The sequence below is a fragment of the Flavobacterium tyrosinilyticum genome (assembly GCF_023656565.1).
GTDB lineage: Bacteria > Bacteroidota > Bacteroidia > Flavobacteriales > Flavobacteriaceae > Flavobacterium > Flavobacterium tyrosinilyticum.
Window position 1 is genome coordinate 737,596 of sequence record NZ_JAMOKG010000002.1, and the last position, 24,407, is coordinate 762,002.

A 24,407-nucleotide genomic window follows, 5' to 3' on the forward strand; every position below is an offset into this window, starting at 1 on the left:
ACAAATGTATAAAGTTTTTGTAAACGACAAACCACTTTTTTTGACAAATGAAATCTCTCGCGAAACAGATTTCCAATTGTTCTTGTTGGAGAGTATTGATATCGAACAGCTTATCATAAAAATTTTTCAAAATAAAATTCAAAAAGCCATTCTATATCATCCCGACGAAAGTGAGATCATGAAAACCCTTAAAGCCAAGATTCCGGTAAATAAAGCGGGCGGAGGCTTTGTCTACAATAAGAAAGGCGAAGTCTTGTTTATCTTTAGAAACGGAAAATGGGATCTGCCAAAAGGCGGAATCGAGAAAGGGGAAGACATTGAAGCGACGGCTATGCGTGAGGTAGAGGAGGAGACAGGAGTAAACCAGCTTCGTATTACGAATAAACTTCAAAAAACCTATCATATCTTTAAACGCAACGGAAAATACAAACTCAAAATCACGCATTGGTTCGAAATGCAGTCTGATTTTGAAGGAACTCCACACGGACAAATCGAAGAAGGAATAGAAAAAGTTGCCTGGTTAAATCCAGAACAAATCAAAGAAGCACTAAAAAATTCCTACGAAAACATTAAATTGTTATTTGAAGAAGATAAAAGTGCTCCTGTAGATCTAAAGTCAAAAAAGGAAAATTTAGAATCTTAATTTAGATTTTTGAAATAACATCAAAAAGCCCAGTAATAAATTATTGGGCTTTTTTAATATCATAAAATGATAGAGGAATTCTAAAAGAACTTACTTTATCTGTTTGTAATAAATAAAGTAGGTCCGCAGATTCCTTTTTCGCTCTCACCAATAGAATTAATCGATCCTTTCTCAAAATCAGCTTTAAAAGTTAGACTTATCGTTTCTTGGTTTGTGTTTCCGTTTACAATTATACTTCCAGCTGGCTGTGCTTCAATGCTCCACTGAATGGTTGTAGCATTTAATGAGCTATTGTATTTAAAAGTCAAAGTAGATTTTGGCTTTGCAATACAACTTGCATTATTGTCCTTGTCAAAAAAAACTGTACTACCAGAAATGTAACAGTAAGTTCCCTGTAAGTTAGAAGGTGTGCTAAATTTACTGATTGCTTCATCTTTTTCATCATTCGAACATGAAACAATGAAAATTGTGGCAAATACTATAGATAATTTTTTCATTTTACTTTTGTTTAGAGTTCTATACTATCAGTAAAATATATTGTAAAAGGTTGCGTCTAGAAAGCAAAATTGTTAATGTTATGGCGTGCCACCAATAAAAGAAAAGACCCAATAAACTTTGCGTTCATTGGGTCTTTTCTTTTATTGCTGTCGGGCTTTCGCCACTACTTCGGTAGCTTGGCTCTATCCCTCACGCGGGCAATCAGCCTTAAAGATTATTTAGTTATTCGAAGTTTAAGAATTACCATTTAAGCTTGTCAAAAGATTATTTTCGTTAAAAACGGCATTAATGATATTTCCGTCTTTTTCTGCTTTAACTTCATTTCCGTTTGGAGTCAATTCAAAACCTTTTTGAGAAAGATAATTGGTAAAGGCATTTCTGTGATTCTGAATTTCAAATGTCGAAATCAACTCTGGGAAAACAGTCAGAATTCTAGACAATTCCTCACTTTCAGAGTTGTCAATTGCATCATCTTTTATCGTAACCACCATTGTTCCTTGACCGTAATTTCCAAGATAATAGCCGCTCAAATTAAACATTTCAGTTGCAATCATTCCTATTAAATGCAAATCGTTTTGTACAGCATCAAATTTTCCAACACTTAATAATTCTATATTATTTTCTTCACCATATTGCTTTAATAAAAGTGCCTGTTGCATAACAGATTCTGCATAACCACCTGCTTTATTTTCCCAAAGCCATAGCCAAGTTTCTGACGAATGAGAAAACGAGCCCAAAACCTGCATTGGAAAAGTAAGATCGTCTCCAAAAGTAATTTCTTCCTTGTTCATGTCAACATTCCAAGAAAGTTCACCAGTTACATTATATAGATTTCTTTGCTTTTCTAAAGCTAAAGCTCCATATTTTTCTAAAAAATCATTTTCAGAGGTAAAATGTTTAGCAACATTTAACTGATTTGTATTTGATTCTGTATTTTCTTCTTTCTTTTTAAAAAGATTATTGAATAGTCCCATTTTTTTGTGGCTTGTATAATTATAAAATTGAAATTCTTGATTTTCTAGTTAAGTTTTATTCACTATCCTCATTTTTAATGCCTTTTAGGAGAGCATAAATAGCCATTGCATGTCCTTGTCCTAAAGCAAAATCATTTTTAAGCCAGTTTACAATATCTCCAGCTTTTACTTCGGGTTTTAATTCTCCGTTTGCAGTAAATCCTTTTTGTTCAGCGAGAGTTCTAAATTCAGCTGGACCATTTCCTGTTTTTTCTTTAATCGTTTTTAAATATCCTTGAAATGACATAAAATAGAATTTAAATAGTTAAGCAAGACGAATGTACAAATTAAAGTAAGATTAGTATTCGCTTTTTAAAATTTCTTTAGCTCAAACTTTTTACTAAAAAAATTGCCAAGCCATCAACAAATAATCGTAATCTTTTATACTAACATCCATAATATCTAAAATTTTTGTTTTGCGTTAAAAAAAATAAATAATTATAAAGTAAATACGGAAATTTTGAATTTCACTACGGAATCCCGTAATTTTTATGTTTATAAGTTTTTTCTTTGTTTTTTAATTTATTAATGTATTTTGCTACGGAAAAATAAACTGAACATGTCAATAAATTTAAAAGTTGCAAGATTCATCGCAATGTTTTCTTTTCTAATAATCTTCGGGCTTCAAGAGAATGGGATTCCAACTATTGCTCTGCTGATGATTTATTTCTATCAATTTTTGCACGATCTTTTTAGTAGCATGGCGTTTAGAATATTTTGGGAAGGGTTATCAATTATTCCTGTATTTTTTGTGCTTATTTTGTTTTTAATCAGTAGGAATTATAAAGTTCTGTTGGGCTGTTTTGTAGTGTTATTGATTTATCAGGTTTACGTTTCAGGACTAATGAATAATTATCACAGAATAAATATTGCTTTTTTACTCCCTTTAGCCTTATTTTTAATATCATCAGTTTACGTCATAACGATAGTGAAAAAACAAAAACCGTATATCAAAGTGTCTTAATTTTTTTGCTAGCATGAGCGTTTTGATGTGAATCTTTGTTGGCACGAGAGAGAGATGCTTCGCTAGCAAAGAGAGCTCAAAAAACATTTAATATGAAAATATATATTCTATCTATATTTTATTTCTTTTTTGTGAGTAAGATATTCTCTCAGAAAAAAGACACACTTTATTTTGGCATAGATAAATATTACACCATTTCCCCCACCATTAATCCAGATTTAGAAAACGAAACGTATCCAGAGTGGATTAAAACGACAAATGAATATATGAAGCGGACAAAAAACAATGGCTACATATTTTTTATTGGCGATGATAATTTAACCAAAAATCTAAAACCCAAAAAAGTTCTTTCAATTAAAAAATATATTGAAAATAGAAAGTTTTATTTTGACGGAAAGTATAACCAAATTGTAGATGAAAAAAAGGTCAAGGATTCTCTGATTGATAAATATGTTATTTATTTTGTAAATGGAAATGAATTTATTAAATCTCTACAATTAAACTATGTTTCTTATTATCCTAGACGTGATAAAGACTGGAATGTAGTACAAAATAAAATAAAAGATACACTTTATTTCAAATTGGATAATGAATACATTTACCAATCAACAACTGATCCTGAATGGTATCTAATTAAAGGCAGTAATGGGAACCAACATATATTTTTTCAAAAGGAAGGGATATATACAGGCTTAACAATAAACAAATTAATTGATTTTAAAGAATTTGTTCAATCGCAAAGATTTTGTAGCAAATACAAGAAACAAAAATTGAATGAAACTGCCTTAGCAGATTTCCTTAGCAATTATGTTGTTTATTTTGTTAAAGTAAATGAAAATGAATTTATTAAAGTAAGTGCTGGAGAGGTTGTTTATGATTAGTATTTTGAGAACCCTTATGAAAACTATTATCTTTTTATTATTAGCTACATTTTTAACATCTGCAAAAGCACAAGAAAAAGCTAAGGACACACTTTTCTTTTCTTATGATAGTCAATACATTAATACGCATATCGAAATTCCAAATCATTTTTACATAGAAGATGGTAGTGGTGCTACTGAAGGAGGATTTTACTTTACTGGAGTTCAAGAGATGAAGAATTACAAGACTAAAAAAAGAGAAATTAATCTTAAAGAATTTATTAGGTCGTCTAAATTCTATAATGAAAATAGAAGGTTAAAATTAAGAGATTATGATCTTTGGGATTACCTTAAAAATTATGTTATTTTTTTAGTCAAAACTGAAAATGGTAAAAAAAGTTACTTACAAGTAGAAGCAAGTTTTGAAATTGAATAAAATTTTTCAGTTTATATCAATTTAAGTTCGCTCAATTAAGCATTAAAAAGAAGACTCAGCATCTTAGAATCTGAGAAACTTAAAACTTATTTAATTTCATGTCTCAAAAATCGTACTTTTGTTTAATAAGCAATACATTACAATTATGAGCACATTTACAAAACCAAGCCATATAGGAAGAAAAATTAGTAGAATTCGTGAACTTCGTGACATGAAGCAAGAAGCTTTGGCGCAGGCTTTAGGAACAAACCAACAGGCTATATCTGCTTTAGAAAATAGTGAAACGATAGATGATGAAAAGCTAAAACAGATTGCAAAAGCTTTGGGAGTAAATGTTGAAGCGCTGAAAAACTTTTCAGAAGAAGCCGCGATTAATTATTTTAATAATTTCTATGATAATAGTAACGGGACTAATTTCGGAACTAATAATAATTGCACTTTTAATCCTTTAGATAAATTGATTGAAGCTTATGAAGAAAATAAAAAGCTTTACGAACGTTTGGTTCAAGCTGAGAAAGATAAAGTAGAGTATTTAGAAAAAATATTGAAGGATAAATAAGATTTTTGTTTTTTTTGGAATATAGAAAAGCCTAATAAAATTTGTTTTTTATTAGGCTTTTTTATTTGGTTTATTGTCGCTGGCGCGAGCATCTTGCTCGTGCTTTTAGTTTTGACTTAGATTGCGTTCACGAGCGGGACGCTCGCGCTAGTGTGGGACAGTATAAAAATACGTGTATTTAATCAAATACTTTTTTATTCTATTCCTATTTCTATAATTGCTGAATACATCTGTTTTCCTAAAGAAGTTAGTTCATATGTTGTGCCCTTTTCTACAACAAGCCCCATTCTTTTTAATGCTCGTAAACTATCTTCGTCAATTTTGGTAGTGCTTATTAAACTAATAAGGTCGCTACCTAACTGTTTAATTGCATCAACTTCATACTGATCAAGATTTGCCATAATTGCGAACAGTGTTTTATACTTTGCAAAATCATTGCGTGCTATATCATAATTATTCAAAAGATCTGAAATTTTTAGATTTTTTTGTTCAATACTTTCACCAAAGGATTTGTTAACTTCTTCTAATTTTTCGTTAAGGTTTGAGATAATAAAGGAGTTTGTTTCTTCTATTTTTGCTTTAGATTCCTCTAAGTTTTTTATTTGATCTAAAAGAGCTTGCCTATCTTTATTACCACTTTCAGCACTTTTTAATTGAAACTCTTTTTCAGCATGAACAATCTTTTGGTCAGTTGTAAAACCTTTATTTTTGTAAATATTGGCAATTCTTTTTCTTTTCATTGGCATTAAAGCGTAGTCCATAAGAATCATTATTAATGGAATAGCTAAAGTATATCCTAGTGAAAAAATAATTGGTAGAGAAATCTTCCACTTAGTATTAATAAATTCTATTTTCTCCTCAATTGACATATCTGACCAAAACAAGATAAAAATTGCTTGCCAATTGCAAATAAGAAAGGAGCACACAAAAGCTCCTATGATAGGGTTTTTAATGCGCTCTTTTGCTGTTTCATTTAATTCTTTTAATAAATCTGGAAATGTCATATGTATCTGTAATTTTTTATAAATGGTCTTTTAAATATTTCATAAAATCTTTAGCATGAGAGGTTAGCATTAATTGCTCTTTATCATTTCTGGTAAATACTCCGATAGCGCGGATTTGTAATCCGAGCCCACAAAGTAAAGCAACCTTGCTTTTTTTAGTTGTTTTTGTTATTTGAACAGATTGCTAATCTCCACTATTGTGATTTCAAATGTTTAATATAATTATCCAATAAACCTTGAATTTGTTGGCTAGCTACAGGATTCGCAGAATGCACATTAAACTTTAAATTTTGCAAATCAATTCCAGATTCATAAACCAGCCATTTGGCGCATGCATAACCATCTTTGGCAACATTATCATTTTCATCAAGACCTAAGTCATTGTCAAAACTAATTAATTCAGGAAGGCCTTTTTCAAGAATTACTTTTTTAAAATCATCGAAATTTCTAACGACAACGAAATCATCATTAGTTAATTTTTTGTAAACCATATTTACATCTCTAATGTCGTCAAGAAAAAGTTTGTATGTCATTTTTAAAGGTTTAAAATTATTTAATATTTTGTCATTTCGAGGAACGAGAAATCACACTAATAATTCCATCCAGAATATTGACAATCTTTGTCGATCTACGAGTGTGATTTCTCGTTCCTCGAAATGACAAACGTTGTGCAACAATACTTTGAGCAAGAATTTTGACAAAGTTCTACACTTCTAGCTTTGCGTTCTTATCGCCAGCCAAACCCAATCCAAATCAAAAAAATCTTAGCGCACTTTGCGTTAAAAAAACAGGCAAAAAAATCTACAAAACACGATAAACAGGATACTGCATATGCGCCTTTTCATAATAAACAGAATGTTTGTAAATCCAATCCAATTGCGCTTCGGAATTTTTTGCAAACTCGCGGTCGTTTTGTTTTTTGGTTTCTAATTCTGCTTTTAGAGACGGATTTTCTTTTAAAAGCTGTCCTGCAGTATCTTCAAAAATATATTCTGAGTAATGTTCTTTTTGCTGTAAAATTGGATCGAAGAAATTCCAGTTAAAGAACGAATCTACGCCTTCAGGTTCAAAAGCTTCTAGAAGATATTTTACCCCTTTTTGGTTGGTTGGAACAATATAATCTCCTTTGGCGAAAGCCATTTTAACGATTTTAGAAGTTACGGTTGTGTTTCTGTGTAAATAATGTCCTTCATAAGCGGATGGAACGGTTTTAAAATCGGCAATTCTGTAGCTTTCGACTTCTATAATCGTATCGTTTTTAATTGGTTTAAACGAGATATTATTGTTTTTCAAAAGTTCAATAATATTCCAATAACCTCTCGGAACAATATAAGCCGTAGGAATCACGACTTCTTTAACCGATTTAAATTCTTTGATGTACGGAACATCTTTTTTGTACGGTTTGCTTCGGTCATAATACAAACGATTTCCCGTTGTAGCGTCGCTTTTTTTGTAACCTGCTTCATAACCTAAAAACGAAAAAGTGGTCGCTTTTGTGCTGTCCAATTCCCATTTTAAAGTGTATGATTTCTTTGGCTGGTATTGTTCTAAATTTTGTACTCTTAAATTTTTTATTTTCTGATAATTCGCATCGGTAAAATCCAAAGTCGATTTCATGTATTCGTAGGTCATTTTTACACGCTCGACATATTTTTTAAGCATGTGTGTTTCGACCACAAAACCAATCGTATTAAATAGCGAAGTATACCCCGTTGTATATCGCGGACTATCTACAAACTGCCCAAAACCTTTATCTGGAGTATCTTTAAACGAATCGACATAAGGTGTAGTTTCGATTTTCTTTTTCTGAAGATCTTTTACCAAAGCCGGCATCATTTCATTATTCATAAAATCACCCAAAACCGTTCCCAGTTTGTTATGCTGTGTCATAATGTACGTCAATTTGTATTGATAATCAGAACCATTGCTTACGTGATTATCGATAAAAACATCGGCGTTTATTTTCTGAAAAATCTCCACAAAACTCTTTGTATTTCGCGTATCCGATTTAATTAAATCACGATTCAAATCGTAATTTCTGGCATTTCCTCTAAAACCATAAATCTCAGGTCCGTCTTGGTTGGCGCGCGTTGTCGAATTTCGGTTTAAAGCCCCGCCAATATTATAAACTGGAATGGTAACCAAAACAGTGTTTTTAGGCGCTTTCATTTTTCCTGTTGCTAGATCTCTGTAAAACTGCATGGTTGCATCGATTCCGTCTGGTTCTCCCGCATGGATTCCGTTATTCACAAATAGAACAGCTTTGGTTTTCTGGATTTTATCAAAATCAAATTCCTTGTCAGGATTGAAGGTAATCATGTGCAAAGGTTCACCAGAATCGGTTAGTCCCATTTCTTTCATTTGAATAGTCGGAAAATCGGCAGCGAGCATCTTCCAATAAGCAATAGTTTCTTGATACGAAGCCGATTGGTTTCCGTTTCCTTTCTCAAAAAAAGTATCGTATTTTTTATTGTTTTGAGCAGAAATAGTAATGTTGAAAAGTGAAAAGAGAATGGTAAAAAGTTTCATGGTTTTGGTTTTGATGGTCAAATATAATAGTTTTATTTGTTTCAAGTTTCAGGTTTCAGGTTGATATGCTTTGTGGTTAATGGTTTCGCGCAGATTTTGCAGATTTAGGCAGATCAAAAAAGATTTTATAATTAAAAGTAGAATCTGCTTAAATCTGCAAAATCTGCGTGAAACAAAATCTTTGCACTTGAATGCGGTTAAATAAACTTGAAACCTGAAACAAGAAAAACTTGAAACAACTTTTTTACCTACTTTTGCAGCATGAAAAAACACCATTCCAACGATATACTTTCGAATTTAGGGATTAAAAGCCTAAACGAAATGCAGGAAATGGCACATGATGCTATTTTAAACGAAAACAATACTTTATTACTTTCTCCAACAGGATCTGGAAAAACATTGGCTTTCCTACTTCCGATATTGGAATTGTTGCAGCCAGAAGTATTGTCTGTTCAGTGTTTGATTTTGGTTCCGTCACGCGAATTGGGACTTCAAATTGAACAGGTTTGGAAAAAAATGGGAACGCAGTACAAAGTCAATATTTGTTACGGCGGGCATTCAATCGAAACTGAAATTAAGAATTTAAGCAATCCGCCAGCAGTTTTAATTGGAACGCCTGGAAGAATAGCGGATCATATTGAAAGAGAAACTTTTAGAACAGATAAAATTCAGACTTTAATTTTGGATGAATTTGATAAATCGCTTCAATTAGGGTTTCACGAACAGATGTCTTTTATCATTGGAAGACTATCGAAAGTAAACAAAAGAGTTTTGGTTTCGGCTACTTCAGATATTGAAATTCCGAAATATACGCGAGTTGTAAATCCGGTTGTTTTGGATTTTATTCCAGAGGAAGAAGAGAAAACCAATCTTTCGATGAAAATGGTGATTTCGCCAGCAAAGGATAAACTGCAAAGTTTATTCAATTTGATTTGTTCTTTAAAATCAGAATCGGCAATTATTTTCTGTAATCACCGTGATGCTGCAGAACGCATTAGCGATACTTTAAACGGAAAAGGAATCTATTCGGTGTATTATCATGGCGGAATGGATCAGGAAGAACGTGAGCGTGCCTTGATTCAGTTTAGAAACGGAAGTGTTACGTATTTGGTTACAACCGATTTGGCAGCAAGAGGTTTGGATATTCCAGAAATGAAACATGTTATTCATTATCATCTGCCTTTAAAAGAAGACGAGTTTACACACCGTAACGGACGTACAGCGCGTATGCAGGCAACAGGAACGGCGTATGTAATTATTCACGAAAGTGAAAAACAATTAGACTACATTGATTACGAAATGGAGGTTTTGGATGTTGAAGGTAAAGTTTCTTTACCAAATCCGCCTCAATTTCAGACTATTTATATCAGCGGCGGTAAAAAGACCAAACTGAACAAATTTGATATTGTTGGATTCTTTTCGCAAAAGGGAAAACTAGAAAAAGACGATTTAGGTTTGATTGAAGTAAAAGATTTTGTTTCGTTTGCAGCGGTAAAATACAATAAAGTAAAAGATCTTCTTAAGAATATTAAGGATGAAAAAATGAAAGGGAAGAAGTTTAAAATAGAAGTCGCTCGTAATGTCATCAAGAAAGAAGAAGAGGAGAAGAGAGGGAAGTATTGATTTTAGAATTTAGATTTTAGAATTTGGAATTTAGATTTTGGAATTTGGAATTTGGATTTTGGATTTTGGAATTTATAATATTTATTTTATTGTATTTCAGTAGTTTAGAATTGCTTGGCTAAGTTTTACAATTTTATGTTAAAAAAATAACGAATTGATAGGTGTTTTTTCAATATTTCTGTGTTTTTTTGTGTTCGTAAAATTGTAACCCCAAATACTATATGAAAAAGATTATTACTCTTGCCGCATTGTTTTTTACTTTTATTTCGTTTGCACAGGTTAAGGTTCTAGAAACGGTTCCTGTAGAAAAATTAGGAAAAGTAAATAACAACTACATTCAGAAAATTGGTGACGAATACACTGTGTATTACACTATTGTTCAAAGTGATGACGATTCGACTTTGAGAAAATTTTCATTTAAGAACATCGATAATGCTTATAACGCTTTATACAACATTATCATGGGCGGATTTACAGCTTCTCCGTTGTACGATATCAAATTAGAGTTACCTAACAACTACATTTGGTTGCACTACACAGGAAATGTGGTTCCAGACAAAGCTACAGTTCAGTTTATGGTTTCTGGTAAAGAAAGAGACGCAGCAACAAACAACGTTTCTGAGCCATTCGTAAAAGATCAGATCAATAAATTATTTCAGAAATAATTTTCGATTAAAAACAATATATTTAAAAAGCCCGTTCAGTTTTATGGACGGGCTTTTTTTGTTTCAAGTTTCAAGTTTCACGTTGATAAACTTTGTCTTTAGTTTTAACGCAAAGCACGCTAAGTTTTTTATTTGAAGGCTTTTAAATGTGCTAAGCTCGCAAAGCTTTGTGAGTGAAACTTTGCGTAGATGCTTCAGGTTTCAATTGATAAACTTTGTCTTTGATTTTACCGCAAAGCACGCAAAGTTTTTTTCTAATTTATGGCTTTATAAAAGCGCAAAGTTCGCAAAGCTTTGTGGATAAAACTTTGCGAACTTTGCGTAAATCATTGTGTGCTTTGTGGTTAAATAGTTAGTATTCTAAAAAAAAACTTAGAATCTTAGCACCTTAGCAACTTTATTTAAATCTTCTTCACATACTGTGTAATAATCACAATCTGTTGGCCATCGACTTTTCCTTCGATGTATTCGGCGTTTTCGTGGTCTAGACGTATGTTTCTAACAGCAGTTCCTTGTTTGGCAACCATGCTAGAACCTTTTACCTTAAGATCTTTAATTAAAACTACAGAATCTCCGTGTTGTAGTACCACGCCGTTGCTGTCGCGGTGCACTAATTTATTTTCGTCATCTTCGCCTTCTCCTGTTGCTTTTGCCCATTCTAGTGTATCTTCATCTAGGTACATCATATCTAGCAATTCTTGTGGCCATCCTGAAGCTCGCATACGGCTTAACATTCTCCAAGCTACAACTTGTACAGGAATATTTTCGTTCCACATACTGTCGTTAAGACATCTCCAGTGATTTAAATCGACGTTGTCTGGATTTTCAATTTGGTCAATACAAGTGTTACAGGCTAATACAGCTTCATCAATTCCGCCTTTTTTAGTTGGTAGGACTTGATAAACTTTTAAATTCTCTTCAGCACCACAAAGCTCACATTTAGATCCGCTTCGTTTGCTTAATTCTCTTTCGATGCTCATTATTTATTGTTTGTTTTAAAAATGCGAAATTACTTATAATTTGCTTCGCTGGCAAGTTTTATGGTTTGTTATTGCTTTATTTCGCAACTCTAACCGCATCTGGAACCAGCATCTCATATTCGCCACCATGACGCAATACATCGCGTACAATGCTCGAACTGATAAATGAGGTGCTTGCAGCTGTCAATAAGAAAACAGTTTCTATTTTAGACAGTTTTCTGTTGGTATGTGCAATGGCTTTTTCGAATTCAAAATCGGCTGGATTGCGTAGGCCTCTTAAGATGAAATTGGCTTTTTCTTTTTTAGCCAAATCAATTGTTAGTCCTTCATAAGTAATTACGGAAACTTTTGGTTCGTCTTTGAAAGTTTCTTCAATAAAGCGTTTTCTTTCTTCTAATGAAAACATGTATTTTTTTTCGGCATTGACACCAATGGCAATCACAATTTCGTCAAATAGAGGAATTCCTCTTTTGATAATGTCTTCATGTCCTAACGTAATTGGGTCAAATGATCCTGGAAATATGGCTTTTCGCATTTCTTTAAGTTTCTAAGGTTCTGAGATGCTAAGATTCTAAGTTTTATTCGGATGGTGCTGAATCTTAGTTTTTCTTTATTTTGGAATTTGGAATTTTTCTTTTTTTGGAATTTATTTTAAGTTATTCTAAGGGTATTTATCGCTTCGACCCATTCTTCTCTTTTACACTCATTACACTTTGCTGTTCCTTTTTTAACTTCTTGTGTGTGTCCGCAGAAAGAACAAGCATAGATTCCGTCAGTCGGAATGAATTTGTTCTTAGCATTAAATAAAGAGGGCAAAATAGGCAATCCGTATTTTACATTTTCGTCTGGATAAAAAAATACGCTTATTTCTCCACTTGGTTCTATAAAAGCATGTTTTACTTGTCCTAAATGTTCTATTGATTTTACGCGAAGTTCTGAGAAAAATTCGTCTTGTGCCAAAGTTTCTTTTTTAAAACTCGATATAGAAAATTTTCCATCATTAATTAAACATTCTGTTTTGCCTTCTATAAACTCTTCGAATTTTTTGCTTTTTCCTGTAAGCCATGTCACACATCGGTACAAAATAATAATGACTAAAAAAACAATTGCTGCCGGAACAATTCCGACATCTTCATAAAACATAGGATCGCCAGCAGCAGAACCTAATGCAATAATGATTACGGTTTCGAAAATTGATAATTGTTTAACACCTCGTTTACCAGCCAGTTTAAGTGTTAACAGTAAAATGGTGAACATTACTGTCGAACGAAATATTACTTCCAAAAGAAAAACTTCTGGCAATTCATTAAAAAACAGTCTATTCCATTCGAAGATTTCTTTCATTTTTTTTAAGGTGCTAAGGTTCTGAGATTCTAAGTTACTAAGTTTTGTGTCTAAAAAAAATAAAGGTGCTAAAATCTTAGAATCTTAGCACCTTAGTATCTTAGCATCTTTACACAAGCGCTAACTCAATCGCATTTGTGAATAAATCTTCCAGAGAAATTCCGGCTGCTTTTGCTTGCTGCGGAATTAGACTTTCGGTTGTTAAACCTGGAATGGTGTTCATTTCCAGCATGTGCGGTTCGTCGTTTACGATAATGAATTCACTTCTTGAGAAACCTTTCATTTTTAAAACTTCATAGGCACGTTTTGCTGTTTCGCCAACTTTTCTAGTCATTTCGTCAGAGATTCTCGCTGGCGTGATTTCCTGCGATTTCCCTTCGTATTTTGCTTCGTAATCGAAGAAATCATTGTCTGATACAATTTCTGTAATTGGCAATACTTTAATTTCTCCTTGATAGTTAATTACGCCAACAGAAACTTCGGTTCCGTCAAGGAAACTTTCGATAATGATTTCGTTGTCTTCTTTATATGCAACTTCTATCGCGATTGGCAATTCAGCTTCGGTTTTTACTTTTGAGATTCCGAAACTTGAACCGGCTTTGTTTGGTTTTACGAAACATGGCAATCCAACTTTTTTAACGATTTCTGCAGTATTTATTTCGTCTCCTTTGTTCAAATAATAAGAAACTGCTGTTTTAATTCCGTATGGCTTTAAAACCGATAATAAATCTCTTTTATTGAATGTTAGTGCCGATTGGTAATAATCACAAGAAGATTGTGGCAGACCAATTAATTCAAAATAGGCTTGCATTAATCCGTCTTCGCCTGGAGTTCCGTGAATGGCATTGAAAACACAGTCAAAAGTAATTTTCTCGCCGTTTACGGTAACTGAAAAATCATTTCTATCGATTGGGAATTCGGCATCATTTTGATCAACATAAACCCATTTTTCTTTAAAAATGTGAATACGGAATCCGTTGTATTTTGTTTTGTCAAGATATTGATACACGACATTCCCGCTGATTAAAGATATTTTGTATTCGCTGGAATAGCCGCCCATGATGATGGCAATGTTTTTCATTGTATATTTTTATTTTTTAATTGTTTCAAGTTTAATGTTTTAAGTTTTTGCCACAATCCAAGCTATAGCGAAAAGACGAAGCGGGTGAACTAATTTTTCTTAAATGTTTTTTATTCGTTTTGATTGTCAGACTGAGCGAAGTCGAAGTCCCGCGTGCTAAATCACTTTGTGTGACTTCGACTTCGCTCAGTCTGACAACAAGAAAACGTTCTTATGAAACCGAGTGTCCTAGCCCTGATAGAAGCGGCATCCTTTTGTGCCGGGGTTCGGCGCAAAAGATACAGCGGATAGCAGGAAACAGCTCCTGAAAATTATCCTTCGACTTCGCTCAGGATGACAATCATGCGAGTTTCTTGTTTTAAACAAAATTATCATTTTTTTTGAAACGAAATACTTTATCTTTGTCGCTATTAAAAATAAATTTATGAGTTTACGTCAGTATTTAACAAGCCGAGTTTTTTTCTTGCAATTGCTTGCGGCCGCAGCTATTATTGCGGTTATTGGTTATTTATTCATGCATTGGTTAACTTTTACAACAGATCACGGTCACGAAATTGCGGTGCCGAATTTGTCGAAACTAACTGAAGAGCAAGTTGAAAATAAATTGGATGAACTGGATTTAGATTATGTTCTTTTGGACAGTGTTGATTACAGAAGTGAATACCCAAAATATAGTGTTGTAGAGCAAGATCCACTGCCTGGAACGATGGTAAAAGTGGGTAGAAAAATTTATATTAAGATTAATGCATCTGGTTTTTCTTCTGTGAAAATTCCAGATTTAATCGAAAAAACATATCGTGAAGCTGTGCCAACGTTGAAAGCGTTAGGTCTTGAGCCAGGAACGATTACGTATATTCCGAATCTTGGAAAAGATATGGTTTTGGAAATGCGTTTAAAAGGAAGAAACTTAAAAGTAGGAGATCGCGTTTTGAAAGCGTCTAAAATCGATTTGGTTTTAGGTGACGGAAAAGCAAGTTATGTAGATGAAAGTCAGGCAACAGATAGTACTGCAGCGCCTGTAGAAACCCCAAGTGATGAACAATAATATTGAAGAAAACTTAGATCTGGAAGACGAATTATTTGAGCACTACAGATTTGAAGTCCCAAAAGGTCAAGCGTTTTTGCGTATTGACAAATATTTAATGTATTTGATTCCGAATGCCACACGAAATAAAATTCAGAATGCGGCAACTAATGGAAACATTTTTGTGAATGAGATTCCAGTAAAATCAAATTACAAAGTAAAACCTTTTGATGTGATTACGGTTATGTTGTCGCATCCTCCGTTTGAAAATCATATTCTTCCTGAAGATATTCCGCTGAATATTGTTTATGAAGACGATGCTCTTTTATTGATTAATAAAGAGCCTGGAATGGTTGTGCACCCAGGTCACGGAAATTATACCGGAACTTTGGTAAATGCTTTGGCGCATCATTTTGATAATTTGCCAATGAACAGCAGCGAACGCCCAGGTTTGGTTCATAGAATTGATAAAGATACTTCTGGTCTTTTGGTTGTAGCCAAAACAGAAGCTGCTATGACGCATTTAGCAAAGCAGTTTGAAGCTAAAACGACTGAACGTGAGTATATTGCTTTAGTTTGGGGAAATGTTGCGGCTGAAAGCGGTACAATTGAAGGAAATCTAGCGAGACATTTAAAAGACCGTATGCAAATGGCGGTTTTTGATGATCCAGAAATTGGAAAACCAGCTATTACGCATTATAAAGTTTTGGAGCGTTTTGGTTATGTGACTCTGATTTCTTGTAAATTGGAAACGGGAAGAACACACCAGATTCGTGCGCACATGAAACACATCGGTCATCCGTTGTTTAATGATGAGCGTTACGGTGGGCATTTGATTTTGAAAGGAACGACTTTTACCAAATACAAACAGTTTATTGAGAATTGTTTTAAAGCTTTACCACGTCAGGCGCTGCATGCAAAAACGTTAGGGTTTGTTCATCCGAATACAGGAGAATTAATGCGTTTTGATACAGAATTGCCTCAGGATTTTCAGGATTGTATCGAGAAATGGCGTGTTTATGTGAAGTCTCATAATGTTGATGAGGAATAATTAGATAATTTGTCAATTTGAAAATTAGATAATTCTTTATACTGAAAAAAAGCTCCTCATGGAGCTTTTTTGTTTTATCGTTCCAATATTCTGTAGAGGCGCACTGCAATCAATGCGTCTTCGCAACGAATATCTACAATACGTTAGACGCACTGCAGTGCGCCTCTACTGAAATACTTTGCGTTCTAATTGGGCACATTGTCTAATTGACTAATTATCTAATTTAATTCTGAATATATTTGATTTTTAAATCCGTTATTTTGACTTCTCCGTTGGTTATGAAACCTATTTTTCCTTTTTGGTTTAGGTTGCTTTTTTCAACGGAACATTCTAAATAAGTTTTGTTGTCTACGGAATAATATAATTGGTTATTTGTAACTCTGATTTTTACAGCATACCACTTGTTGTTTTCTAATTTCATTGGTTTTTTGAATAAGGTTTTTCCACCTCGTTTTCCATATGAATCGTCTTTTTTATCATAGATTCCGTCACCAATTACAATGTTTTGATCAATTTGGTATAAGTAGGTTCTAATGTATTTTCCTTTATCCAAATTGAGCATGATTTCGAATAAAGATGAATTTGTCATGTTGACTTTAAAATCAATCTCATAATTATTTGGAAGCTGTTTTTTTGAAACCAAAACTCCCCAAGGAGAAAGAGAACCGTTTCCTGTAAGGGTATCATTTTTTAAAACCCATTCTTTAGAATCGATTTTCCAATTTGATTTTAGTTTTTTTGAATCCTGTAAAATGTATTCTTTTTTAGAAGTCGATATCGTGCTTGAACACGAACTTAAAATCAGTAAAAAAATAAATGTAATGCTTATTTGCTTTATCATAATTTGGTATTGTTGCGGTATTGCGTAGGGGTGCATTGCTGTACGTCTAACGTATTATGGATATTCGTTGTAGAGACGCACTGCAGTGCATCTCTACAGATATGCTTTGCATTCTGCCGATAAATTATCTAATTGACCTATTATCTAATTAACTCATTTTAATTCAATTCTGATTGCTATTTTATTTTTCCGGTTGATCCCGTTTGTGATGGCAAAAGTTCGAAAACAGAAGTAGGAGCAAGGCCTTGTTCGATTCGGTGTGAAACATAAAGTATAGAAACATTGGTTTCTTGTTTTATGGTGTTGATAAGCTGAATTACCAAATCTACATTTTCATCGTCTAAGCCTTCAACAGGTTCGTCTAAAATTAATAATGGCGGATGTTTTAAAACGGCGCGAACAATTAATGCCACACGCTGCTGGCCGATAGAAAGATCAATAAAACGTTTTTTGCGTAAATGCGTCATTTCGATTACTTCAAGCCATTGCGTTACGATATTTTTTTGATGTGTTGTAGGTTCTGTATACAATCCGATTTGGTCAAAGAATCCCGATAAGATCATCTGTTCCACAGTGTGGCCTTTTTGAAACAGATCCATCATAGCAGTAGTGTAAATCCCGATTTGTTTTTTAATATCCCAAACACTTTCGCCAGTTCCTTTTTTTCTTCCAAACAAGAATAAATTTTGTCCAAATCCTTTCGGGTTGTCTCCTGTAATCAAAGATAAAATGGTGCTTTTTCCAGAACCATTTGGACCAATTAACTGCCAGAATTCGTCTTGTTTGATTGTCCAGGAAATGTTGTCGAGAATCTTTCTTTCGTCATAACTTACCGAAACATTTTCAAGTCTGATTAGTTCATCTTCTGGAAAAGTATGAGTTTCTGTTGCTTTAGGAATTGCAGTTGTATTTAATGTTTTGAAATGATTTTCGGCTTTTTTAAATGGATGTAATTCGAATGTATTGTCTTTAATTTGAGCTTTATTGGGCACAAATTCAAGCACATCAACAGTACGATTTAAAAGCTGAATAATTGCAATATCGTTGGTTAGATCTTTTAATGACTCGGCTAAAATTACTCTTGAAGCCTGATCCAAATGATCAAAAGGATTATCGAAAATAATATAATCCGGTTTTTGATTGATGCAGTATTTTAAAAACTCTTTTTTACGTTCGCCAGACGAAAAAGTGCGAAGTTGTCTGTGCGAATCTGGAGAAGCTTCTACGCTGTCATATTGAAACTCTTTTTCGATGAATTTTTCGATGGCAATATCAGAAAACAGTATTCCTTTTTGATGGTTAAAAACGGCTAATTCGCCCGTTGCTTCACCGTTTAATATGTTGTCTATTAATTTCTTTTTATTTACCTGATTTGATAAAAGTATATCCCAGTGTTGCATTGTAATTTTTATTTGTATTATTTTTTTTTACCACAGATTTCGCAGATTAAAAAGATTAAAAAAAATGTGTTGCCACGAATTTCGCGAATTCGCACGAATTTTTTATCATTTATAATTAGTGAAATTAGTGGAATTGCTTCGCCTGTTCGCTATCGCTCAGGTCGTGGCTAAAAAAATCACTTTAATCTGTGAAATCTGTGGCTAAAAATTATTCTGTTTGTTGTGTTGCCATTTCGCGATCGTTTCTTGACCATTCGCTCCAAGAACCCACATATAGTTTCGGAATTGGAAGTCCAGCGTAATCCATTGCCAATAAAGTATGGCACGCTGTAACACCAGAACCGCAGTGAACGATTGTGTTTTCTGGTTTTATGTCTTGAAGAATAGCTTTGTATTTTTCAGCCAATTCATTAGCTGATTTAAATAATCCGTTTTCGTCTAAATTTTCAGTTAACGGAACGTTGATAGCTCCAGGAATATGCCCGGCAATTAAATCCAGTGGTTCTACCAAGCCATCGTAACGGTTTTTGTCACGAACATCGATTACGATATTTTGATCGTTTTTACGAGCTTTTTCTACCTCTTCAATATCTGCTAAAAGTAATTTCCATTCTTGAGAAGGATAGTCTGTTTTTTCAAAAGTCTCATTTCCAGAATTGGTTAGAAAACCAGCTTGAATCGCAGCTTGATAACCGCCATTTAAAACCTGAATCTTTTCATGTCCAATGGCACGCATCATCCACCAGAAACGTGCAGCGAAATTAGACCCGTTTTTATCATCGTAAACGACAATATGATCAGAAGTTGAAATTCCCAATGAAGAAAGTACTTTAGAAAAATCTGCTGGAGATGGTAACGGATGTCTTCCGCCATTGGCAGGATTTTCTGGAATCGCAGCCAAGTCACGATTTAAATCGACAAAACGAGCGCCTTTTAAATGCTCTTTTTGATACTTTTCAAAAGTATTCACGCCAGCTCTAGCATCAACTAAAATGATTTTAGAATTAGCAATTAATTCTTGAGCCGTAATGATAGGAGAAAGGGTAGTTGACATTTTTTATTTTTTCTTTGAATTTCCAAGCCAAAGCAAAGCATTCAAAATTAATTGACTTTGTGTTTTGTTTTCAAAAGTGTACGATAAAGTTTTGTTTGTTCCGCCTTCATAATCAATATCATTGTGTCCCATATTTACGTACAGCATTTTATATTTTTTGTTTGTCCAAACAACTGGATAATAACCGCTATGCCAGATTTCATGAGCTTTTGGACCAGTTCCTAATGGAAAACTAGATTCATCAATAGCCAATAAAATTTCAATGTCAGGATTTTTAGTTAAATCATTCGACCATCTGTACCATTCATTTGGAGCAGAAGAGAAGGTTTTAAGCAGATTTTTAGTTACTGGGTGCTCATTTTCTACTCTCAAAACTGCCGAAGTTGGTTTCCAAGTATTGCTTCCGTATTCGCCAGAACCTAAGAAGGTGTTGTGATACCAGTTCCAATCTTGATTATAGCTAGAATCATTTAAAGCGAATGCAGAGAAATGAAATCCAATAAAACCGCCGCCATTTTCCATATATTTTTGAAAAGCTTCTCGCTGTTCTTTTTTCTCAGGCCTTGTATCTAAAAATAAAACAACCTGATATTTTGCTAAAAACTTAGCATTTAAATTATCCCAATTGCTTGTCGAATCGTATTGAAAATGATTTTCTGCAGCTAATTTTGGAAAGTATTTATTGGCTTCGTGCACAAAACTAATATGTGCCTGATCGTTTTTAGCCGTATAAAAAGCAATGACTTTAAATTTTGAATGTTCTTTTTTGTTTTGAGAAAAGCCAAAGAAAAAGACCATTAAAGCTAAAAGTAAAATACCTTTCTTAAAAATGGTTTTTTGGTTTTGGTTGAAAAAAGCCATGAATATTGAAGCGATTAAACAGGAATTTTTTCAATTAAAATTTCGTGTTCCGATTTATCAAAATACGTGCAAGTCATTTCAATAATATCAACGCGCCATTTTGCAATTCCAGCTTGTGCGCAATGATTACAGAAAGTCATATAATCGGTTTCGCCATGCTGATGTTTTACCAAATTTTCTATAAAAAGTTCTTTGTTTGGAGAATCAGCAACTTTAATTTCCGGATATTTTTCTTCGGCAGCTGCGGTATAATTGTTTAATCCATAGTAAACAGTGCTTCCGTCATGAACGTAAGTATCATATCCTTTTACGCCTAAAATGATTAAATCCTGGATATAATTTGGAAAATCTGCACCACTTTTTACTTTTCCATGTGCTTCTTTTATTTGTTCGATTGTAAACATATTTTTAATTTTAGATTTTAGATTTTAGATTTTGCCACGACCCGAGCGGTAGCGAAAAGGCGAAGCAATTACACGTATTGGCACTAATTTTATTTTAATTAAAAGAAAAATTAATTCATAGCTGATAAATTATTTCAAAAATACGATTAATGATTTTATAAACGAATCAAAAGATTCGATATGTGGCAAATGCCCTGTATTTGGAATTTCTACGAGTTTTGAATTCGGAATTGCTTTCTGTGTTTTTTTGCCCAATTCAGCATAATTACCCATTGTTTTTCTCACTTCTTCAGAAACCAGTGGTTTTCCTAAAGCGGTTTTATCTCTCGTTCCTATAATCAATAGCGTGGGACATTTAATATTTTTAAATTCGTACAAAACAGGTTGCGTAAAAATCATATCGTATAAAAGAGCAGAATTCCAAGCAACGCGATCATAATCCGGTGCCGTTGTCCATCCTGCGCCCAGTTCGGCCCATTTTTGATAATCTGCATTCCACTTTCCATCATAATAATTTGCCATTTGATATTGCTTGATGCCTTCGTAATTCTGTTTTAATTCCGATTCGTACCACCAATCAACAGGTTTGTACGGAACAACTAATTTCCAGTCTTCCAAACCAATCGGATTTTCTAAAACTAATTTTTCTGTTGTTTCAGGATACATCAATGCAAAACGTGTCGCCAGCATTCCGCCCATAGAATGTCCTAAAATTGTGGTTTTTTGAATTCCCAAATGATCTAGAAGTTTCTTGGTGTTTTCGGCTAACTGCTGAAAATTGTATTGAAAATGGTCTGGTTTTGTCGATTTCCCAAATCCAATCTGGTCCGGAACAATTACGCGAAATCCTTCTTTTGTCAAGGCTTTGATAGTAGTTTCCCAATAAGCGCCATTGAAATTTTTTCCGTGAAGTAACACGATATTTTTTTGATTGTAGTTTTCTGGAATGATATCCATGTAGCTCATTTTCATGTACTGACGCTGACTGCTCAATTCGATAAAGTGAACAGGGAACGGATATTCATAATTACTTAAATTAATATCCAGTGCTTTTATATTTCCTTGCTGGCCAAAACTTAAGAAAGGAATTAGTATAAAGATTAGTTTGAGTATTTTCATTTTAAAAGTATTTGCTATTACGTCTTATAAAATTAAACCGAACCATTTTTAAAACAAAGCGTAATATCTTAAAGTTATCAGAAAAAAAGCTTTCAAAATGTTTTCATTGTTTTTAGTGTTAATAATCGATGATTTATTGAGCTTTTATCGATTAAATGAAGCTGATTGTGAAAATAATGTATTTTGACGAGTAATGTCGCACTTCAAAGAACTTCTTTTATTAACAGGAAAAATGTATGTAATTTAGTATCAGAATGTTGTAAGCCTTAAAAAATAGTATTATGAAAAAGACACTACTTTTGCTCCTGCTCACTGTCCCCACATTTGCTCAAGAACTCAATACTTTTGATTTCGCTGTTATAAACTCAACCTTAATTTCTCCAAATATAGATCTCGATAAAGGCCGGAGTGTCGTCGCAGCAAATCAAGATCAATATTCAGCTTATTTTCAGTACGCTCTTACGATGTGTGAAGACGATATCATTTTTGGTGCTGGAATTGACAAATCCGAAATCGATCGCACTTATGTGGGTTATATAGGGAAAATTTGCGAAAAATTTAGAGCTACAATTGGTATCGGTTATGTAGATTCTAGAAGCGGTTATGAGGGGACTTTTACAGGTTTCAGTATCTCATGGCATTTTTCTGAAAATACCTATATTGGCGGAAACCTCGAAAATTTGCATTCGTCAATTATTGATTATGAAACTGACGAAAGTTTTGATTATTACAAAAAACTGGTTCCCAAAGTTTTTGGGAGTTATGAAATTATCCCGCATGTAATTGCTTTTGGGCAGTTGAGTTCGAGGGTAAATGATATTGCTTTAAAATATCAGGTTCGCCGATTTTCTGCTGGTGGATTTTATTCTGGACATTCCGTTGGCGGCATTTTCGGAACTGTTAATGTCGGACGATTTGCCTTTTCGTGCAGTACCACTTTTGAAAAAGTAAATTTTGGATTAAAGTTTGAATAGCGAATTTAAAAATACAGTTTGGTTAAGAGAAAAATCCCAAAAACAAGCTTTAAAATTGTTTTTGGGATTTTTTATAAGATTAAGATTAGCTGGTTTATAGTCCAACAAAATCATCACTTTTGGGAAAGATACTCAAAGCCTGAATCGCGATTTCGGGCGTTGGAGAAGCTAGTTTTCTCAGTTTTGTATCCATCCACGCACCATCAACCGTGATTGTTGCGCAAAGTGTATCGTCTTCTCTTCTAAATTCATGTATGATCGACCAACGAGAAGCATCGGCTTTCATTTTTGAAGTTTTAGTATGAATGAATATTTTATCAGAAAGTTTTAATTCTTTTCTAAAAACGCATTCTTCTCTAAACAAAACAGGACCAAAACCTTGCGTTTGCATTACTTTTAATGTTAAACCCAATTCTTCTAAAATTTCGATACGATGTTGCGCGCCAAAATCATAATAAGCGCTGTGACGAACGTGAAAATTAGGATCAAGATCTGACCAACGGAAAGATATTTCTTTTGTAAATGAAGCCATTTTTATTATTGTATTTTATTGAAAAACCGAAATTACAAATAAAAAACAAACGAATAGCACAAAATTACTATGCATGCATAATTTTTTTTTCGTTTTTACATTATAAATAGCGGTCCAATAATCTATTTTGAAAGCAGTTTTTTGATTTCGCTTGCTATCTTGTCTAGGTTTCCCTCAGCATTTCCTACTGCCACATATTGTATAATTCCGTTTTGATCAATTAAAAAGTTTTTCGGAATTGCATTTGTAGCATATTGATTCCATATTATATTATTTGGATCAATGCCGAAATTAAAATTAAGACCATCATTTTTTAGTTTCAATACTTTTTTAGCAACTGCAGTTTCTTTTTCTCCGCTTGAGATTGCTAAAAAGACAAAATTATCATTTTTAAAAGGTTCGAGAATTTTTGATGGAATATCGTAGAACTCTTGTAGGCAAGGTGCGCACCAGGTTGCCCAGAAATTAACCAGTACCACTTTTCCTTTTAAGTCAGAAAGTTTTACCTCTTTTCCGTCTACAAGTTTTAAAGTAAAGTCTTTGGCTTTATCGTTGATATTTAAGAGAAATTGTTTTTGTTCGACCTGAGGTTTTGGATCTAAGGCAGTGTCTTTAGTCTTTTTATCGTTTTCGATTTTTTCTTGTTCGGTAAAAACTTCTACGACAACTATAAATTCTCTATCGCCAATTTTATCGCCAAACTTGTTTGCTAATTCATTTCGCTTTTCTTCACTAACGCCTTTATTCATTGATTTGATGTAACCCTCATTGCCATATTTCATCACTTGATCCATTGTGGCAATTTCGTTGTTGATAATAATAACGGTTTCAGGTTTTTTTGCGACTTGGTTTTGCGCATAAAAGTATTGAGCAATTAGAAAAATTGCTAGAAAAATGATTTTTTTCATGTGATTGATTTTTGATTGTTTAATGATTGATGATAAGGTA

Annotated in this window: 27 protein-coding genes; 9 read left to right on the plus strand and 18 right to left on the minus strand. The window is 33.3% G+C overall.

Annotated features, from left to right (window positions below):
* Positions 1–4 precede the first annotated feature (4 nt).
* Positions 5–643: an NUDIX hydrolase gene (locus NCC77_RS11010; RefSeq protein ID WP_095930840.1), complete on the plus strand. Its 639-nt coding sequence runs from the start codon at positions 5–7 to the stop codon at positions 641–643.
* Positions 644–738: 95 nt separating this feature from the next.
* Here the strand turns inward: NCC77_RS11010 and NCC77_RS11015 are convergent, their stop codons facing one another.
* From NCC77_RS11015 to NCC77_RS11025, 3 genes are all read right to left on the minus strand, one after another.
* A complete protein-coding gene (locus NCC77_RS11015; protein ID WP_095930839.1) occupies positions 739–1,140 on the minus strand; it encodes a hypothetical protein in 402 nt (133 codons plus the stop codon).
* A gap of 234 nt (positions 1,141–1,374) precedes the next feature.
* On the minus strand, positions 1,375–2,115 hold the full coding sequence (locus NCC77_RS11020) for a DUF6882 domain-containing protein (protein ID WP_250835606.1): 741 nt from the start codon (positions 2,113–2,115) through the stop codon (positions 1,375–1,377).
* A gap of 55 nt (positions 2,116–2,170) precedes the next feature.
* Positions 2,171–2,401 carry a DUF4287 domain-containing protein gene (locus NCC77_RS11025; protein WP_250835607.1) on the minus strand — a complete coding sequence of 77 codons (231 nt, stop codon included), beginning with the start codon at positions 2,399–2,401 and terminating at the stop codon, positions 2,171–2,173.
* Between the two features lie 809 nt (positions 2,402–3,210).
* Here NCC77_RS11025 and NCC77_RS11030 point away from each other — a divergent pair.
* The 3 genes from NCC77_RS11030 to NCC77_RS11040 all read left to right on the plus strand — a co-directional run bounded on the left by NCC77_RS11030 (position 3,211) and on the right by NCC77_RS11040 (position 4,973).
* Complete coding sequence (locus NCC77_RS11030) at positions 3,211–3,999, plus strand: hypothetical protein (protein WP_250835608.1); 789 nt, start codon at positions 3,211–3,213, stop codon at positions 3,997–3,999.
* 16 nt (positions 4,000–4,015) lie between these two features.
* On the plus strand, positions 4,016–4,414 hold the full coding sequence (locus NCC77_RS11035; RefSeq protein WP_250835609.1) for a hypothetical protein: 399 nt from the start codon (positions 4,016–4,018) through the stop codon (positions 4,412–4,414).
* Between the two features lie 145 nt (positions 4,415–4,559).
* Positions 4,560–4,973, plus strand: coding sequence for a helix-turn-helix domain-containing protein (locus NCC77_RS11040; RefSeq protein ID WP_250835610.1), 414 nt, complete (start codon positions 4,560–4,562; stop codon positions 4,971–4,973).
* 194 nt (positions 4,974–5,167) lie between these two features.
* On the opposite strand, the gene NCC77_RS11045 is transcribed toward NCC77_RS11040, so the two are convergent.
* The 3 genes from NCC77_RS11045 to NCC77_RS11055 form a co-directional block, all read right to left on the minus strand.
* Positions 5,168–5,977 (minus strand): hypothetical protein, encoded by an 810-nt coding sequence (locus NCC77_RS11045; RefSeq protein ID WP_250835611.1) that lies wholly within the window; start codon positions 5,975–5,977, stop codon positions 5,168–5,170.
* Positions 5,978–6,171: 194 nt separating this feature from the next.
* A complete protein-coding gene (locus NCC77_RS11050; protein WP_250835612.1) occupies positions 6,172–6,510 on the minus strand; it encodes a cyclic-phosphate processing receiver domain-containing protein in 339 nt (112 codons plus the stop codon).
* 268 nt (positions 6,511–6,778) lie between these two features.
* Positions 6,779–8,506 (minus strand): M14 family metallopeptidase, encoded by a 1,728-nt coding sequence (locus NCC77_RS11055; protein WP_250835613.1) that lies wholly within the window; start codon positions 8,504–8,506, stop codon positions 6,779–6,781.
* Between the two features lie 261 nt (positions 8,507–8,767).
* Here NCC77_RS11055 and NCC77_RS11060 point away from each other — a divergent pair, with 261 nt between their 5' ends.
* Positions 8,768–10,129 (plus strand): DEAD/DEAH box helicase, encoded by a 1,362-nt coding sequence (locus NCC77_RS11060; RefSeq protein ID WP_250835614.1) that lies wholly within the window; start codon positions 8,768–8,770, stop codon positions 10,127–10,129.
* Between the two features lie 221 nt (positions 10,130–10,350).
* Positions 10,351–10,794 (plus strand): hypothetical protein, encoded by a 444-nt coding sequence (locus NCC77_RS11065; RefSeq protein WP_095927830.1) that lies wholly within the window; start codon positions 10,351–10,353, stop codon positions 10,792–10,794.
* A gap of 401 nt (positions 10,795–11,195) precedes the next feature.
* Here NCC77_RS11065 and NCC77_RS11070 read toward each other — a convergent pair whose 3' ends face one another.
* The 4 genes from NCC77_RS11070 to NCC77_RS11085 form a co-directional block, all read right to left on the minus strand.
* Positions 11,196–11,774 carry a PhnA domain-containing protein gene (locus NCC77_RS11070; RefSeq protein ID WP_250835615.1) on the minus strand — a complete coding sequence of 193 codons (579 nt, stop codon included), beginning with the start codon at positions 11,772–11,774 and terminating at the stop codon, positions 11,196–11,198.
* 76 nt (positions 11,775–11,850) lie between these two features.
* Complete coding sequence (gene coaD, locus NCC77_RS11075; protein ID WP_250835616.1) at positions 11,851–12,309, minus strand: pantetheine-phosphate adenylyltransferase; 459 nt, start codon at positions 12,307–12,309, stop codon at positions 11,851–11,853.
* A gap of 116 nt (positions 12,310–12,425) precedes the next feature.
* Positions 12,426–13,118, minus strand: a complete 693-nt coding sequence (locus NCC77_RS11080; protein ID WP_250835617.1) for a DUF421 domain-containing protein — start codon at positions 13,116–13,118, stop codon at positions 12,426–12,428.
* Between the two features lie 109 nt (positions 13,119–13,227).
* Positions 13,228–14,199: a D-alanine--D-alanine ligase gene (locus NCC77_RS11085; protein WP_250835618.1), complete on the minus strand. Its 972-nt coding sequence runs from the start codon at positions 14,197–14,199 to the stop codon at positions 13,228–13,230.
* Between the two features lie 424 nt (positions 14,200–14,623).
* Between NCC77_RS11085 and NCC77_RS11090 the strand changes: the two genes are divergently transcribed.
* Positions 14,624–15,244, plus strand: coding sequence for a PASTA domain-containing protein (locus tag NCC77_RS11090; RefSeq protein WP_095927824.1), 621 nt, complete (start codon positions 14,624–14,626; stop codon positions 15,242–15,244).
* Positions 15,234–16,274, plus strand: coding sequence for an RluA family pseudouridine synthase (locus tag NCC77_RS11095; RefSeq protein WP_250835619.1), 1,041 nt, complete (start codon positions 15,234–15,236; stop codon positions 16,272–16,274). Before NCC77_RS11090 ends, NCC77_RS11095 begins: the two co-directional genes overlap by 11 nt.
* Positions 16,275–16,497: 223 nt before the next feature.
* Here the strand turns inward: NCC77_RS11095 and NCC77_RS11100 are convergent, their stop codons facing one another.
* The 6 genes from NCC77_RS11100 to NCC77_RS11125 all read right to left on the minus strand — a co-directional run bounded on the left by NCC77_RS11100 (position 16,498) and on the right by NCC77_RS11125 (position 21,953).
* Entirely contained in the window at positions 16,498–17,115 is a 618-nt protein-coding gene (locus tag NCC77_RS11100; RefSeq protein WP_250835620.1) for a 3-keto-alpha-glucoside-1,2-lyase-like domain-containing protein, read from the minus strand.
* A gap of 176 nt (positions 17,116–17,291) precedes the next feature.
* A complete protein-coding gene (locus NCC77_RS11105; protein ID WP_250835621.1) occupies positions 17,292–18,515 on the minus strand; it encodes an ATP-binding cassette domain-containing protein in 1,224 nt (407 codons plus the stop codon).
* A gap of 208 nt (positions 18,516–18,723) precedes the next feature.
* On the minus strand, positions 18,724–19,569 hold the full coding sequence (locus NCC77_RS11110; protein WP_250835622.1) for a sulfurtransferase: 846 nt from the start codon (positions 19,567–19,569) through the stop codon (positions 18,724–18,726).
* Between the two features lie 3 nt (positions 19,570–19,572).
* Complete coding sequence (locus NCC77_RS11115; RefSeq protein ID WP_250835623.1) at positions 19,573–20,430, minus strand: ThuA domain-containing protein; 858 nt, start codon at positions 20,428–20,430, stop codon at positions 19,573–19,575.
* A gap of 14 nt (positions 20,431–20,444) precedes the next feature.
* The gene (locus tag NCC77_RS11120; RefSeq protein WP_095927817.1) at positions 20,445–20,834 is read right to left on the minus strand and encodes a DUF1398 domain-containing protein; all 390 of its coding nucleotides are present in this window, start codon (positions 20,832–20,834) and stop codon (positions 20,445–20,447) included.
* A gap of 129 nt (positions 20,835–20,963) precedes the next feature.
* A complete protein-coding gene (locus tag NCC77_RS11125) occupies positions 20,964–21,953 on the minus strand; it encodes an alpha/beta fold hydrolase (protein WP_250835624.1) in 990 nt (329 codons plus the stop codon).
* Positions 21,954–22,234: 281 nt separating this feature from the next.
* On the opposite strand from NCC77_RS11125, the gene NCC77_RS11130 reads away from it, so the two are divergent.
* A complete protein-coding gene (locus NCC77_RS11130) occupies positions 22,235–22,927 on the plus strand; it encodes a hypothetical protein (RefSeq protein ID WP_250835625.1) in 693 nt (230 codons plus the stop codon).
* 94 nt (positions 22,928–23,021) lie between these two features.
* Here NCC77_RS11130 and NCC77_RS11135 read toward each other — a convergent pair whose 3' ends face one another.
* Both NCC77_RS11135 and NCC77_RS11140 read right to left on the minus strand, forming a co-directional pair.
* A complete protein-coding gene (locus NCC77_RS11135; RefSeq protein ID WP_057122622.1) occupies positions 23,022–23,459 on the minus strand; it encodes an acyl-CoA thioesterase in 438 nt (145 codons plus the stop codon).
* A gap of 122 nt (positions 23,460–23,581) precedes the next feature.
* Positions 23,582–24,367 (minus strand): TlpA disulfide reductase family protein, encoded by a 786-nt coding sequence (locus tag NCC77_RS11140; RefSeq protein WP_250835626.1) that lies wholly within the window; start codon positions 24,365–24,367, stop codon positions 23,582–23,584.
* Positions 24,368–24,407 lie beyond the last annotated feature (40 nt).